Source organism: Streptomyces sp. bgisy100 (genome assembly GCF_057709105.1).
In genome coordinates, this window is the sequence record NZ_JBYITE010000004.1 from 197,926 (window position 1) to 211,447 (window position 13,522).

The following is a 13,522-nucleotide window of genomic DNA, read 5'->3' on the forward strand; positions in this document are numbered from 1 at the left end:
GTCGCCCGAAATGGCGCGTCGCCCGACCCGGGGCCTTGCCCGACCCGGGGCTTCGCCGGGCTCGAGACGTCGCAGGGCCCGCTCGCCGGTCCCCGCGTCCCGTACCACCACAGGCGCAGCACTCACCGCGCACACCGCACCGCCGAAGCACCCGCCCCGTGAAGGAGCCGTGATGTCCGCATCGTTCACCGTCACCCCCGCGATGTCCGTGGTCCGCAACGAGGACTTCGCGCACACCTCCGACATCGCCGCCGTCTTCGCCCGCCGGATGGCGAGCCGGCAACTGACCTCCGAGCACGGCCCGGTCGCGTGCGAGATCGGCGTGACGGCACTGGACGGCGGGGTGAAGCTGACGTTCACCAGCACCGTCCCCCGCCCGGCCGACGGCACGGTGCTGACGCACAAGTTCTTCTTCGTGGACCGGGAGGAGTGCCGCGTGCGGATGCACGCGCTCTCCCCCGACCGGGCGGCCGCCACCACGGAACTGCTGGTCCTGCTCCCCGAGGGACAGGAGCGGGACTACTGTCACGCCTCCGTCTACGACGCCGAGAACCGGCTGGTCGCCGCGCACGCCGTCGTCTTCGACCGGAGCGGACGGCATGTGCCGTACGCCTTCACCGAGCAGTACGTCTCACCGCTCCGCCTCGGCCGCGCCGCACTGGACACCGTGCGCGACGACGCCGGACGGCGGGTGGCGCGCTGGTCCGTGGGCCTCGACGGCCTGGAGGGGCCGGAGAAGATCAGCCTGGCCTGGGAGGCCGCCGGGCTGGTGCACACCCGGGAGCTGCTCTGCACCCCGGACGATCCGGTGGCCCGCTACGACATGCCGCTGGACGACAACGCCGTGCTGGCCCCCGGCGACTGGGTCGTGATCGCGACCGACGAGAAGGGGCGGCTGCTGGCCCAGACCCTGGTGACGCTCACCCCCGCCGACCCGGCCGCCGCATGCCCGTCCTGAGCCGCCCGCCCACCGGAGGGCCCGCCCTGATCACGGTGGACCGTCCGGGCGCCCCGCTCGCGGCCGTCCGGCTGCATGTGGCGGTGGGCAGCGCCGACGAGCCGCCCGGCGAACGCGGGCTGGCCCATGTCGTGGAACACCTGGTGGTGCGCTGCGCGATGGGCGGCGGACGGGTCGGGAACGGCGCCCTGGTCAGCGCCCGGACCGGCCGGGAACGGACGAGCTACGCGGTACTGGTCCGCCGCCCCGACGCCCCCGCCGCGGTCGCGGCCCTGGCCGCGGCCTTCGACACCCTGACCGTCGAGCCGGCCGTGCTCGCGGCGGAACTGGCCGCCATCCGCCGGGAGACGGCGCAGCGCACCGCGGACCTCCGCTGGCGCCTCCAGGAGACGCTGCTCGCCGCGCTGTGGCCGGGCACCTCGTACGCGCACTCCCCCCTGGGAGACCGGCCGGTGCTGGACGCGCTCACCCCGGACGCGGTGCGCTCCTTCCACGCGACCTGGTACCGGCCGTCCGACGCGACGGCGGTCATCGTCGCCGATGGCGCGGCGGACGTGGGGGCGGCCACGCTAGGGGCGGCCACGCTAGGGGCGGCCACGTTGGGGCCGCCCGGAGGGCCGGTCGCCGGCCAAGGACTGCCACCCCGGCTGATCCGTTCCCCCAGGCACGACGCCCGGCCCCTGTCGCACGGTGTCTGCGTCGAACTGGCGCCTGAGAGCGCCGGGGCGTCGCGGCCCGGCGCTTCCGGTCGGCCCGGCGCTTCCGACCGGCAGGGGGGATCGGGCCGGCGTGGCGGATCCGATCGGCATGGGGGATCCGATCGGCTTGGGGAATCCGACCGGCAGGGGGGATCCGACGGGCAGCGGGCTTCCGGTGTGGCAGTACGGTCCACCACGGCGAACGGCACCCAGCGACGGGGCGTCAGCCGGGCGGTGGGGCTCGCGTTCGCGGTCGGCCACCCCGGCAACGGCCCCGCGCTCCCCTCCCGCCAAGGCCTCGTCAACCGGGCGGGCCGCCATCCCACCCACCGTGCACGCCAGGAACTCGCCCGCCGTGCGGTCCGCGCGGCGGGCGGACTCGACCTCCAGTTGCTGGAGCTGCGCGGCATGACCTGTGTCTGGGCCATGGTCTCCGCTCCGGACGCGGACGCCGCCCGGCGCGCACTGCACGGCGCGCTGTGGGACGCCCGGGCCCGGCTGCTCGCCGCGGACGGGGAGCTCTGGCTGCGAACCGAGGCGCTGATCCCCGAACTTCGCGCAGCCGACGACCTGGAGACGCTCGCCGCGCGCGCCGCCGAGACCGGTCCGGACGCCTGGGCGGGCAGTCCGGAGGGGCAGTACGGACCGGAAGCGCGGTACGGACCGGAAGCGTCGTACGGAACGGAGGGGCCGTACGGAACGGAGGGCCCGTACGGAACGGACGCTCCGGAGCAGGTGACCGCGGCCGAGGTGGCGGCGGTACTGGCGGAGTGGGAACGCCACGTCGAAGCGATACATCAGGTCGAGCCGGGGACAGCGGGGAAGGACGACCGATGACACGGAACCTCGGAGCGCCGAGCGGTGTAGTCAGGAACAAGAACGCCACTCCCGACCCTCCGCGCGCCGACACCCGACCTGCCGACACCCGACCTGCCGATTCCCGGCCCGCTGATACCCGAGCCGCTGATACTCCAGATCCCACACCCGCGTCGGCGTCGGCGTCGGCTTCCACCCCCGTCCCCGCCGGCACCGCCCCGAGACGGACCCCGGTGCGGGGCGGCGGAGTCGTGATCGACGGACGGGGCGACGGCGGCACCCTGTCCGCGGCCACGCTCGCACTGCCGCTCACCACGGCCGGAGACCGCGCCGCCGTCGTCGCGGCGCCGCTGATCGCCGCCTGCTGGGCCCGTGCGGTGGCACGGGCCGCCCGGCGGTCGGGGGCCGCGATACGCGCCGAGCCGGTGGTCACCGCCGACTACGCCGGCGTCACCGTGGAATGCGTGCGCTCCGACGGCCCGGTGCTCCGCGCCGTACCGGAGTGGTTCGCCGAGGGAGTGGGCCAAGAGGCGGACCTGGAACCCGATTTCGAGAAGGCGAAAGCGGAGTGCCTGGCCACGCTCGCGGCGGACGACCGGTGGTCGGACGGGGTCCGGCGCGCCCTGTTCGGTGAGAACCACCCGTACGCCATCGGCCACGACGAACGCGCCGCCGCCCTCGCCGCCACCGACCCCGACTCCGTACGACGACTCTCCGCCACCCTCCGCGCGGCCCCGCCCGTCCTGGCTGTCTCCCACACCGACCCGGCCGCCCGGCGAGACCTGGTGGCGGCCCTGGAGAACACCAGCCTGGTCGCGGCCCTGGAGAACACCGGCCCGGTCGCGGCCCCGGAGAACACCGGCCCGGTCGCGGCCCCGGAGAGCCACGGCCTCGTCGCGGCCCCGGAGCGCCCCGGCTCTCCCCCACCGCCGGCGACCACGCCCCCGCACGGCACACCCCCCACCGGCCTTGCCCCGGAGAGCCACCCCGCCAACCCCAGCACCGCGCCCACTGACCCCGCCAACCCCGGCACCGCGCCCACCGGCCCCGTCACCGCCGGCGTGGCGGAGACTCACACCACCCCCGCTTCCCGCCAGACCCGCGAACCGGCTCCGCCCACCACGCCCCGTCCGGTCACGGTCTCCGTCCCGGCGGGCCCCGGGTCCGCGTACCACCTCCTCGGCACCCCGGGCGTCCCCCTGAGCAGCCCGGACAAGCCGGCCGTGCACCTCGCCTGGGCCCTGCTCGGCGGCAGGAACGGTCTCCTCGACCAACACCTGCGCGTCGAAAGGGCGTTGACCTACTCCCTCGCCGCATTCAGCCGGGAGTTCGCGCACGGCGGCTACGGCCTGGTCGCGGCCGGCTGCGCCCCGGAAACACTCCCCGAGGTGGCGGCCGGCACCCGAGCCGTCATCAGCGCCCTGGCCCACGGGGAGTTCAGCGAGGACCTGCTGGCATCCGCCAAGGAACGGCTCGTCATCCAGTACCACCGGGCCGGGCGCAGCTCCCGCGGCATCACCGAACGCCTCTGCGGCTACGAGGTGGCGGGCCTGTCCCCGGCGGAGAGCACCCGCTACCCGGACCGGCTCCTCCAGGTCACCGCGCACCAGGTACAGCAGGCGGCCGAGCAGTACCTCCTCACCTGAGGCCACAGAGCACCGCACCAGGCCCCAGCACGCGCCCAAGCCGACCCGGACTCCCCGGAACCACCCGGGCGCCCCGGACGCCCCGGACGAACCCGGGCGGCCCCGGACGACCACGGACGACCACGGACGACCCGAACAACCCAAACGACCCGGACAACCCGAACGCCCCGAAACAACCGGACCACCCAACCAACCCGAACGACTCAGGAGGCGACCCACCATGACGACACATCAGGCACCCGACACACAAACCCTCACCAGCCCCAACAGCCCCACGCCCACGCCCACGCCCACCCCCACACCCCCCGCCGTGCAGGACATCTGGCGCTACCCCGTCAAGAGCATGGCGGGCGAACGTCTCGACCGCTGCGAGCTCACCACCGACGGCATCGCGGGCGATCGCTGCTGGGCGGTGCGCGACGAGAAGCGCGGCTGTGTCACGGACGCCCGCTCACTGCCCGCGCTGCTCGACATCGGGGTGCGGTATCTGCGCCCACCCGTACCGGGTGAGCCGTCGCCACCCGTCGAGCTCAGCGCGCCCGGCACGCCCCCGGTCACGTCCGCAGACGCAGGCGTCCACGACGCGCTCAGCGCGCACCTGGGCGCCGATGTCACCCTCTGGCCCCGCGTCCCGGCCGACCAGCGGGAGCACTACACGCGGGTGTACCCGGAGGATGTGAACGGCTACCTGACCGGCCTGTTCGGGGTCGCCGACCTGGCGGACATCCCCGATCTCTCACAACTCCCGCCCGCCGTCATGGAGTTCCAGACCATCCCGGGCAGCTACTTCGACGCGTATCCGCTGCACATCCTCACCACCGGCATCCTGGAGGCGCTCCGCGCCGCACTCGGCAGCCCGGTCGACACCCGTCGGCTGCGCCCCAACCTCGTGGTGGACGGCCCCGCCGAGACCGACGAGGACTGGACCGGCCGGGAGCTGCGGATCGGCGAGGCGACGGTCCGCATCGAGGTGGCCTGCCCGCGCTGCGTGATGATTTCGCGCCCGCAGCAGGGGCTGGCGGTGGACCGTGAACTGCTCCGTACGGTCCACCGCCGCTTCGGGCACAACCTGGGCTATTACGCGTCCGTGGTGAAGCCCGGCCGAGTGAGGTCCGGAGATGCGGTCGAGCCGGTGGCGGGCTGATCCCGCCGGAACATCAGCACCGCCGCGAGCACGACCGCGAATCCACCGGCGACGAGCGTCGTGGTCGGGACACCGGCCGCCTTCGCGCCGGCACCGGCCAGCACCGGGGCGACCGCGAGCCCGCCGGTGTAGGCGAGGTTGTAGAGGGCGTACGCCGCGCCGTACGCGGCGGGTTGGGTGTGCTCGGCGAGCGCCCCGATGAGCACCAGGGTGGGGGCGAGGACGAGTTGGGCGCCGAAGCCCACCACGATCAGCCCGGTGACGGACCAGACCGTGGAGTCGCGTCCGGCGAGGAAGAAGCCGAGGGCGGCGACGAGCGCGCCCGCGGCGGCGATCCGGCCGGCTCCGGCCCGGTCGGTGAGCATGCCGGCGATCGGAGCGGCCAGGGTGCCGCCCAGTGCGGCACCGGCGAAGACGAGGCCGATGGCGGTCGTGCCGAGCCCGAGATCGTGCAGGTGCAGCGGCAGGACGGGCTCGGGGAAGGCGATCGCCGCGGCGCCGAGCCCGGTCAGCGCGATCAGCAGGGCGACTCGCGGGCCGCGCAGCACGACCCGGTAGGGGGTGCGGACCTCGTCCGCGGGGGTCTCCTTGACGAGGAGGATCCGGGCCACGGCGTCGCCCGCGGCCAGCGCCGCGATGAGGAAGAACGGGGCGCGCGGACCCCAGGCGTCGTTGAGCACACCGCTGACGGCGGGGCCGAGCAGCACACCGACGCCGACGGCCGAGAGGGCGAACCCCATCACCTTGCCGCGCTGGTCGGGCTGATGGGTGGCCGCGATGAGCGCGAGCCCGGAGGTCCAGGAGGCGGCTGCCGCAACGCCCTGCGCGGCACGCGCCAGGAGCAGCAGCGCCAGCCCTGAGGAGCCGTCGACCTCGACGGCGGAGGCGAACAGCACGGTGGCGGCGGCCAGTCCTAACAGGCCGGCGAGCATCGGGGCACGCGGCCCGCGCCGGTCCACCCACACCCCGACGAACGGGGTGGCGGCCAGCAGCGCCGCCGCGTAGACGGCGAACAGCACACCGGCGATGAGCGGGGAACCGTCGACGGCGGGCAGGCCGGGCAGCAGCGGAACGATGCTTCCGTACAGGAACATGTCGACGCCGAGCGCCAGTGCGGTGACCGTGACGGCGGCTCCGGGACGAGTCCCCGAGCGGATTTCAGTCATGGCAGAAGTCCTCTGAGAGCGGGGGCGACGCCGGTGGCGTCGTCCGGAGGAAGGAGGTCCGGATCGGTGGCGGCCAGCAGCGCGGTGCCGCACAGCCAGGCGAGCAGACTCGCGGCGGCACTCTCCGGGGTTATCGCGGCGGCCTCGCCCGCGCCGGGGCGGCGCGTGTGATCCGCGCCCGCGTCCGCGGCGGCCGTCTTCTCACCGAAGAGAGCTTCGAGCTGCTGCTGCCACTCGGCGAGACCGGAGGCCTTGGCGGCCCGGCCTTCGGGCAGGCCCGCGGCGTCGTACGAACTGTCCAGGGTGAGGGTCAGCAGCGCACGGAAGCGGGCATCGTGGCGCAGCCGTCGCAACCACGTGGTGAGGAAGCTGTGGAGTCGCTCCTCCAACGGCGCGTCCGAGCTGAGAATGCCCCACACCGGCTCGGTGACGGTCTCCCAGGAGTGGGCCATCACGGCGGCGTGCAGGGCGGACTTGTCCGCGAAGTGGTAGTAGAGCGCGCCACGCGTCAGCCCGGCGCGCTGTGCGACATCCGCCAGCCGAGCCGAGGCCAAGCCTTGTTCGGCGAAGACGAAAAGCGCCGCATCCAGCAGGGCGGCCCGGGTCTGTGCGGCTTCCTCGGCGGTTCTACGCATAGAGCTATCATACATACACGCACGTATGCGTCAACGCGCAGCGCACCACCCCCGTCACACCCCACCCGCACCAGGTCCCCCAGCCCGGACGCCGCCCCTCCACAGGCCGCCGCCACCCCACCGGGGCGGGCCCTCCCCGCCACCGTTTCTCCGACCACGACCGGGGCACACGCGGAACACACGGTGCCCGGCACGGCACGCCGGGTGGGTGGGATGGGGAGGCCGCAGTGAACGCAGCGTCGGTGATACGGGGCCGCCGTACGGCTCGTCGTACGGCCCGGCAGGCGGCGAACAGCTCCGCCGTGGAGGCCGCCGCCCGCTGGGGTCTGGCGGCCCGCGGAGTGATCTACTTCCTGGTCGGCCTCCTCGCCCTGCGCATCGCCTTCGGCGACGGCGGCGAACAGGCGGACCGCGGCGGCGCACTGGAGGAACTGGCCGACCAGCCCTTCGGCGCCTTGCTCGTCTGGGCCGTGGGCATCGGCCTGGCGGGCATGGCCCTCTGGCGCCTCTCCGAAGCGGCCTTCGGCGCGGCCGGCCCGGACGGCCACAAGCCCTCCAAGCGCCTCCTGTCAGCGGCCCGCGCCGTCTTCTACGCCTTCGTCGCCTACTCCGTCCTCTCCTTCGCGGCAGGCGAGAAGGGCAGCGGCTCGAGCGACCAGCAGTCCCGGGACATCACCTCCCGCGCCATGGAACTCCCCGCCGGCCAGTGGCTGGTGGCCCTCGGCGGCCTCGCCGTCGCCGGAGCCGGCCTCTGGATCGCGATCCGCGCCATGCTGCGCAAGTACCACAAGCACCTGAAGCGCTCCGCGATGTCCCGCCGCACCAAGAAGGCCGTCGACGTCCTCGGCGTCTCCGGCGGCATCGCCCGCGGCGTGGTCTTCGCCGTCGCCGGCGCCTTCGCGGTCCAGGCCGCAACCCAGTACGACCCGGACGAGGCCAAGGGCCTCGACGACACCCTCCGCACCTTCTCCGACACCCCGGCGGGGCCGTGGCTGCTCGCGGCAATCGCTGCCGGTCTGGCGCTGTTCGGGGTGTTCTCCTTCGCCATGGCACGGTGGCGGAAGGTGTGAGGCGCGGGGCGGGGCGGCATCGAGCAGCGCTCCTGGGATGCAACCGGATGCGGCCCTGGCGGGATGTTTCCGCCAGGGCCTTCTCCGGACCTGCTCAAGGGGCAGGAGCCATCCCCCGGGTCACCAGGACATGCTCGCCGACGCACCCTTGCGGTGCGGAACGTTCAGCGTGATGGTGCCCTTGGGGATCCTCTTGCACTTCTTGGTCTTCGTCTTCCAGTGCTCTCGCACTTCCCCCGTGCAGAGAATCCTGTCGCCCTTGCGAAGATCCCAGCCGTAGCGCGGGCCGGTCCTGTCCTTTCCGAAGACGTTCACCTTTACGGTCACCGTCCCCTTGCGGGGGTGCCTCTTCTTCAGGACGCAGGTGCCCGGTCCTCCGTGGCAGGTCTTCTTCGCCTTGGCCGCAGGAGTGGCGGTGTCGGCAGCAGCGGGCGCGCCGGTGGCGGTCGGAGCCACGCCGGCCAGGGTTCCCGCGCTGAGGACCGCGGTGACCGCGGTGAGGGCGAGCTTGCGCTTCATGTGATCCGTCCTTCGGTTGTCACGGTGCCGTCGTCAGAGCCGTCTCAGCCGGAGAGCGGCCTGCTCCACACGGTCTTGCTCTTTCCCTTGCCCCACGAGCCGCCGACCTTGGTGATCCACTTCTGAGTCCCCGGCCCGTCCTTGACCGCCTTGGTGGCGACGTAGCAGTCCCTCCTGTGGTTGCTGCACTCCGCGCTCGCCATCCTCTTCTTTCCCTTGTAAAGAGTGACGGTGAGCTTGGTGTAGGCCGGCTTGAAGTTGCACCGGATCGCGCCGCTGCCGAACTTGTCGAGCTTCCGGTCAACGCGGTCGGTCCATGCGGAGACCTTGCAGGTCTTCTTCTTTGCCGTGGAACCGTGGTCCGCGGCGATGGCCGTGTTGCCGGCGATTCCGGCAGTACCGAGAATGCTCACGGTGACGGCACTCACAACGAGTGCGCGAGATGCCTGGAGCATGCGCATGCTGAAACCCCTTCGGTTCATCACGTTCTGTTCCACTGCTCTGACTTCATTGAATCCACCGCGCTGCAGCAAGGCGGAAATGGCCCACAATCCAGCCGTAGCGGCAGTCAAGGCATCGCCCGCACATCACCATGAAAGCTGTCACCGCCACCCACACCGGCGATGCAGCCCGCATGACAATTGCCAAGCGCACCCAATTCGGACCGATCGCACAGCCGACCTGAGACTCCGCACCCCGGGCGGGCGCGAAAAGCACCATCGGCCGCCGATAAACCATCAGCGCATGGACACTTTCGCACCCGCCTGAGCTGCGCTGCTGACGCATGAGTGCGTTTCAGCGCCGAGGCACGTCCGGTGGCTCACCCATGACCCACCGGACGGCCCTGGGCAGCCGCGTCAGTACTTGACGCAGGCCTTGGCCTCACTGCGCTTGTGGGGCTCCGGGTACAGGGGGTGCATCCACCATCCCATCATGCAGAACTTCTGGGTGCCCCTGCGGTTCTTGAAACTGACCCGCTTGGTGGTCATCGACTTGCCCTGGGTCCGCATCCCCACCTTCTTGAAATCCTGGTTGTTGAGGGACAAGGCGCCGGAGATGGTGGAAAACGACTTGTCCTTGCAGGTGGCCTTCAGATACCCCGTGGCGCGACTCCTGTTCGCCTTCACCGAGGCCATGATGCGACAGCCCGGGGAACTCCCGTAGAGATAGATCCTCTTCCCGTACTTACGGCTGTGCGGGCTGCCCTGCACGGAGCCGGCAGCGCGTTGGGCGTCTGCCGCTGTTCCGATGCTGCTCACGCCGGCTGTCTTCGCCGGTGCATTGTCCGCTTGCGCTGAACCGGCACCGAGTACGCCGACGCACGTCACGACTCCCGTGGTCAAGGCAATGCCGAACGAACGTGTTCTCATGTCGGACTCCCCGTGTCATGCGCCCTGCGCCACTGTTCTGTGTGCGCAAGACCGCTGGTCTCCTGAGATCCAGGTTCCCTTTCACGATATGGAGCTGATCCCACGCTGTCGTTGGCAGTCAGTCCACAGCTCTTGGCCATGCGTCCACTCGGCGATGCGGCAGGCTCGGTGGCGGTGGTCGCCGAATGGCACACAGCGGCGCAGAAGGCATGGATTGGGGTGGTGCGTCGACGGGGTGTCGGGGCGTCTGCGGACGGTCGGTGCCTGACGAGCAGCTCCGGATTATCGCCAGGCCCTTCCCCGAACCGGCCGCCCGATACCGCGCCGGACCGCACATCGCCCCACTCGTCGTCCGGCTCCGTGACACCGAACGTGTGGTCCGGACTCTAGAGTGGTCCGATGCCGCTCGTGGAAGTCACCTATGCGCCGGGTGTCGCTGAATCCAGGCTCCGCGAACTGGGGGCGCTGCTGCCGCACCTGGTGTCCGAAGCCGTGGAGTGTCCCGAGGAACCGTACGACGGGGCCTTGCAGCCGGGCGATGTGGAGATTCGCTTTCGGAGGCTGGGCCCGTTGGACCGCAGCGCCTTGGATGTGGTCATCGAGGTGAGGTCGAAGTGGTTCGAGAGCAGGGCCGCCAACCGCCAGGAACGCGTGGACGGGCTTCACGCGGCCATCGGCACCGCCACTGGACTCCGCGACTTCGGCATCTACCTGTCACTCCCTACAGCTGCGTGGTCGCAGGGAGACTGAGCCGCTTGAAGGTGCGTGATCCCGGCCCTGGCCTTCCTCTCAGGGGTCAGGACCGACGGTTCACCAAGGACTCCGCAATGGCGACAGAGGACGGGGCGAGGGCGGTCGCGCCGTCCTCGATGTCCCACAGCTCGTTCTGCAGCAGCCGCCCCAGCGTCCAGCCGGTCGCACGTGCCCGGTCCAGGCCGAGGACCTCAGTGAGCAGGTCGAAGCGGCGCCGCACCAGGCGCGGAGTGTCGCCCTTCGCCACGACGTCCTCCCACCGGCTGTTCAGGGCGGGCCACAGGTCGAAGCCGGGGTCCCCGGACAGCGGTTCGGGATCGATGGCGATCCACGGCTCGCGTTCCGCGGCGAGAACGTTGTCGTAGTGCAGATCCCAGTGCAGCATCCGGTCGCCGGGTTCGCCGACCAGGTCGGCCACCGCCGACGCCCAGCCCCGCAGGCGTTGCCGGTCGGCAGGGTCGGCCAGAGCCGTGACCGCCCGCGGAACCTGCTCCAGCATCTCGGTGGCGATGTCGCCGAGGCTCCTCAGTCCCTGCGGCGCGGGGACACGGACCAACCGCGCCTCAAGCTCGGCAAGGATGCCCATCGCGACGTCGTCGTCCTCGATCGAGGTCAGCGTGCGGGCACCGTCCAGCCGTTCCAGGAGCATGGTGCTGCTCCCGGGGTCGTGGCCGAGCAGCCTCACCATCCCCTCGCCGTCCCAGGTGCGCAGCCCGATGACTGCGGCGGTGGTCTCCTCCCTGGGCATCTGAAGTTTGAGGACTGCGCGCGTGCCGTCGTTGCGCAGCACCGGCAGCACCAGCGACGCTTCCCCTGATCCGGACGCGCCGTCCCGTTTCAGCTCCCAGCGGTCCAGGAATTCCGCAGCGAGAGCCGGCAGTCCGGCGATCCAGGCCATCCCTTCCTCGCCGAAGCTCCGGGCGTACGACGCCGTCAGGGGTTGCGGGACCTCGACCGCTTTCGGCGCGCCCATATCGACTGCCTCTCACCGGAGTTGAGCTTCCGGTCGCAACCTACTGGAGGACAGTGAGCGGCGGCCGGCCGCCCCCGCGACGTCGGCCCGTAGCCCGGCCTTGGCGTCGGCGGCCCAGCCCCGTCGGCGTCTGCCCCGGCTCCTCCCCCGGCCCCGGTACGGCGTTGATGGAGTGGATGCATTGCCAAGCAGATGTGGACTGATCACTCAGGACAGAGCCAAGGAATCCTGCCAGCCTGAATGCGGAAACGCCCCGGTCGCCGTGTGATTTCGAGAATGAGCCAGTCGAACGGGGCTGCTTTCTCGTGAAGCCGGTATCGGATACCGCTTCACCCAAAAACCCACAGCAAGGGAACGTCGGAGCCCAGGATGACGGCGTACGGCCTTCGGCGCCTTCCTCCGCTGCGCAGGTCAGCAGCAGAGGATCTGCACCTCAGCCTTGCTGAAGTCGCCGTTCGCCAACGCCTTGACCGGGATCGTGAAGTACAGCGTTCCGGCGTCGCCCCAGCCCCAGCCGAGTTCGGTGTCCTCGGCGAGCTGGAGGAGGTGGACTGCGGGGCCGTCGGCGTCGCGGGGCGACACGCTGAGCGTGTGCGAGGTGTCCGGCCAGCCGAAGGCGCAGTGACTGCCGGCGGTGTTCCCGTCGAGGTCTCCCATCTCGCTGAGCATGAGCGATGCCGCGCCCCAGTGCTCGTCCCGGTCGAACTCCACGTCGTCGTCCTCGACGTCCCAGCAGTCCGGGAGCATCGTCACCTCGACCGCGTGGACGGGGGTCGCCGGGTAGCTCCTCGCCGGTTCGGGTGCCGTCGTCTCGACCGCTCGGGCCGGGTCGGCGGGAATCACGCGGCATGCCCCGGATCCGAGCAGGTCCAGTATGCGGTACTCCTCGTACGGCAGGTCCGGATCGAGGTGGAAGAAGTTGAGCAGGCAAGGGCGGATGGGCAGTTCGTCGCCCAGCCAGGTGGCGAGGGCATCGGTGTCCAGTACGGCGTGCAGGGAGAGGGGAATCCCGTTTTGCTCGGGCCAGAGGGCCCCCGGTTCGAGAAGGGCGGCCCCACCGAGCCGGCATCGGCCTGAGGCCGGGAGGCCGTCCGTGGATCGGACGAGCCGAAAGCCGCGGCGGGCCATGGCGGAGAACTGCCGACCGGTCTTCTCACCGAGCCGTTCCGTGCATTGGCGGATCATGTCGGCGGGGTCATCGAACTGCATGTCGGGATCTTCTCAACCCCTTTCGCCTCGGCCACCTTTGCGCTCGGAAGCGGCCCCAGTTGCGCCGCCATCAGCCCTCTGCCCCTCAGCCGTTGGACCTCGGTGGCTGGGGCTTGCGGTGCTTGCCGGTGCCTGTGCCGAGGGGTTTGGGCGCCGGCGCCTGGGCCGGAGCCGGAGAGTCTTTGGCTTCCGGGTAGAGGATTGCCTTCGCCTCGGCCAGGTTTGCGGCGAACCCGTACGGCTCCCACGCGTACCCGTTCCATCGCTCGATGGCGCGTGGTGCGTCCGGGTACACATGCGATCCTCTGGGCCCGCCCCCGGGGACGATCGGCAGGGCACGCAGGCGTCCGATCCTGGCGTCGCGGCGTTCCGCCCAGCGTTCCAGCGGTTCGTCGTCCATCCTGGCGTTCCTCGCGTCGGTGGTTGCCGGCTCCAGAAGGTAGCGGCCCCGGGGGCCGCTGGGGCCCGGGGCAAGTGCCTGTCCACCGTGAGGGTGACTTCGTCCCGAACGCAGCCCCTCTCCGGTGACTATCCGGCTCCAAGCGGGTGGTGCCGGCCGGCCCGA

The 13,522-nt window shown here is 71.5% G+C and carries 14 protein-coding genes; 6 read left to right on the forward strand and 8 right to left on the reverse strand.

The genetic code is table 11. The features are described 5' to 3' along the window. Positions 1 to 172 precede the first annotated feature (172 nt). The 4 genes from AC3EQ1_RS04920 to AC3EQ1_RS04935 all read left to right on the forward strand — a co-directional run bounded on the left by AC3EQ1_RS04920 (position 173) and on the right by AC3EQ1_RS04935 (position 5,262). On the forward strand, positions 173 to 958 hold the full coding sequence (locus AC3EQ1_RS04920) for a DUF5944 family protein (RefSeq protein ID WP_432092995.1): 786 nt from the start codon (positions 173 to 175) through the stop codon (positions 956 to 958). After that, on the forward strand, positions 946 to 2,493 hold the full coding sequence (locus AC3EQ1_RS04925; RefSeq protein WP_432092996.1) for a M16 family metallopeptidase: 1,548 nt from the start codon (positions 946 to 948) through the stop codon (positions 2,491 to 2,493). The genes AC3EQ1_RS04920 and AC3EQ1_RS04925 overlap by 13 nt, the downstream gene beginning before the upstream one ends. Before the next feature lie 230 nt (positions 2,494 to 2,723). Then, a complete protein-coding gene (locus tag AC3EQ1_RS04930; RefSeq protein WP_432092997.1) occupies positions 2,724 to 4,118 on the forward strand; it encodes a M16 family metallopeptidase in 1,395 nt (464 codons plus the stop codon). A gap of 220 nt (positions 4,119 to 4,338) precedes the next feature. Then, entirely contained in the window at positions 4,339 to 5,262 is a 924-nt protein-coding gene (locus tag AC3EQ1_RS04935; protein ID WP_432092998.1) for an MOSC domain-containing protein, read from the forward strand. Here AC3EQ1_RS04935 and AC3EQ1_RS04940 read toward each other — a convergent pair. Together AC3EQ1_RS04940 and AC3EQ1_RS04945 are read right to left on the reverse strand one after the other, a co-directional pair. Continuing rightward, entirely contained in the window at positions 5,196 to 6,428 is a 1,233-nt protein-coding gene (locus AC3EQ1_RS04940; RefSeq protein WP_432092999.1) for an MFS transporter, read from the reverse strand. The two genes, AC3EQ1_RS04935 and AC3EQ1_RS04940, sit on opposite strands and share 67 nt — an antisense overlap. After that, complete coding sequence (locus AC3EQ1_RS04945) at positions 6,425 to 7,063, reverse strand: TetR family transcriptional regulator (RefSeq protein WP_432093000.1); 639 nt, start codon at positions 7,061 to 7,063, stop codon at positions 6,425 to 6,427. Before AC3EQ1_RS04945 ends, AC3EQ1_RS04940 begins: the two co-directional genes overlap by 4 nt. Positions 7,064 to 7,290: 227 nt before the next feature. Here AC3EQ1_RS04945 and AC3EQ1_RS04950 point away from each other — a divergent pair, with 227 nt between their 5' ends. Beyond that, entirely contained in the window at positions 7,291 to 8,133 is an 843-nt protein-coding gene (locus tag AC3EQ1_RS04950) for a DUF1206 domain-containing protein (protein ID WP_432093001.1), read from the forward strand. Positions 8,134 to 8,253: 120 nt separating this feature from the next. Here AC3EQ1_RS04950 and AC3EQ1_RS04955 read toward each other — a convergent pair whose 3' ends face one another. The 3 genes from AC3EQ1_RS04955 to AC3EQ1_RS04965 form a co-directional block, all read right to left on the reverse strand. Continuing rightward, positions 8,254 to 8,652: a hypothetical protein gene (locus AC3EQ1_RS04955; protein WP_432093002.1), complete on the reverse strand. Its 399-nt coding sequence runs from the start codon at positions 8,650 to 8,652 to the stop codon at positions 8,254 to 8,256. A 44-nt stretch (positions 8,653 to 8,696) separates the two neighbouring features. Then, positions 8,697 to 9,149 (reverse strand): hypothetical protein, encoded by a 453-nt coding sequence (locus AC3EQ1_RS04960; RefSeq protein WP_432093003.1) that lies wholly within the window; start codon positions 9,147 to 9,149, stop codon positions 8,697 to 8,699. A gap of 360 nt (positions 9,150 to 9,509) precedes the next feature. After that, entirely contained in the window at positions 9,510 to 9,911 is a 402-nt protein-coding gene (locus AC3EQ1_RS04965; protein WP_432093004.1) for a hypothetical protein, read from the reverse strand. Positions 9,912 to 10,421: 510 nt separating this feature from the next. Here AC3EQ1_RS04965 and AC3EQ1_RS04970 point away from each other — a divergent pair. After that, positions 10,422 to 10,772, forward strand: coding sequence for a hypothetical protein (locus AC3EQ1_RS04970; RefSeq protein WP_432093005.1), 351 nt, complete (start codon positions 10,422 to 10,424; stop codon positions 10,770 to 10,772). A gap of 46 nt (positions 10,773 to 10,818) precedes the next feature. Here the strand turns inward: AC3EQ1_RS04970 and AC3EQ1_RS04975 are convergent, their stop codons facing one another. From AC3EQ1_RS04975 to AC3EQ1_RS04985, 3 genes are all read right to left on the reverse strand, one after another. Beyond that, positions 10,819 to 11,748 (reverse strand): aminoglycoside phosphotransferase family protein, encoded by a 930-nt coding sequence (locus AC3EQ1_RS04975; protein ID WP_432093006.1) that lies wholly within the window; start codon positions 11,746 to 11,748, stop codon positions 10,819 to 10,821. A 411-nt stretch (positions 11,749 to 12,159) separates the two neighbouring features. Further along, positions 12,160 to 12,957 (reverse strand): DUF1963 domain-containing protein, encoded by a 798-nt coding sequence (locus tag AC3EQ1_RS04980; protein ID WP_432093007.1) that lies wholly within the window; start codon positions 12,955 to 12,957, stop codon positions 12,160 to 12,162. A gap of 85 nt (positions 12,958 to 13,042) precedes the next feature. Then, a complete protein-coding gene (locus tag AC3EQ1_RS04985; RefSeq protein ID WP_432093008.1) occupies positions 13,043 to 13,357 on the reverse strand; it encodes a DUF6087 family protein in 315 nt (104 codons plus the stop codon). Positions 13,358 to 13,522 lie beyond the last annotated feature (165 nt).

Excerpts from the sequence above, each read along its gene's own strand:
- AC3EQ1_RS04925 (WP_432092996.1), top strand. The coding sequence starts at position 946 with ATGCCCGTCCTGAGCCGCCCGCCCACCGGAGGGCCCGCCCTGATCACG.
- AC3EQ1_RS04940 (WP_432092999.1), bottom strand. The coding sequence starts at position 6,428 with ATGACTGAAATCCGCTCGGGGACTCGTCCCGGAGCCGCCGTCACGGTC.
- AC3EQ1_RS04985 (WP_432093008.1), bottom strand. The coding sequence starts at position 13,357 with ATGGACGACGAACCGCTGGAACGCTGGGCGGAACGCCGCGACGCCAGG.
- AC3EQ1_RS04955 (WP_432093002.1), bottom strand. The coding sequence starts at position 8,652 with ATGAAGCGCAAGCTCGCCCTCACCGCGGTCACCGCGGTCCTCAGCGCG.
- AC3EQ1_RS04970 (WP_432093005.1), top strand. The coding sequence starts at position 10,422 with ATGCCGCTCGTGGAAGTCACCTATGCGCCGGGTGTCGCTGAATCCAGG.
- AC3EQ1_RS04980 (WP_432093007.1), bottom strand. The coding sequence starts at position 12,957 with ATGCAGTTCGATGACCCCGCCGACATGATCCGCCAATGCACGGAACGG.
- AC3EQ1_RS04920 (WP_432092995.1), top strand. The coding sequence starts at position 173 with ATGTCCGCATCGTTCACCGTCACCCCCGCGATGTCCGTGGTCCGCAAC.
- AC3EQ1_RS04935 (WP_432092998.1), top strand. The coding sequence starts at position 4,339 with ATGACGACACATCAGGCACCCGACACACAAACCCTCACCAGCCCCAAC.
- AC3EQ1_RS04945 (WP_432093000.1), bottom strand. The coding sequence starts at position 7,063 with ATGCGTAGAACCGCCGAGGAAGCCGCACAGACCCGGGCCGCCCTGCTG.
- AC3EQ1_RS04975 (WP_432093006.1), bottom strand. The coding sequence starts at position 11,748 with ATGGGCGCGCCGAAAGCGGTCGAGGTCCCGCAACCCCTGACGGCGTCG.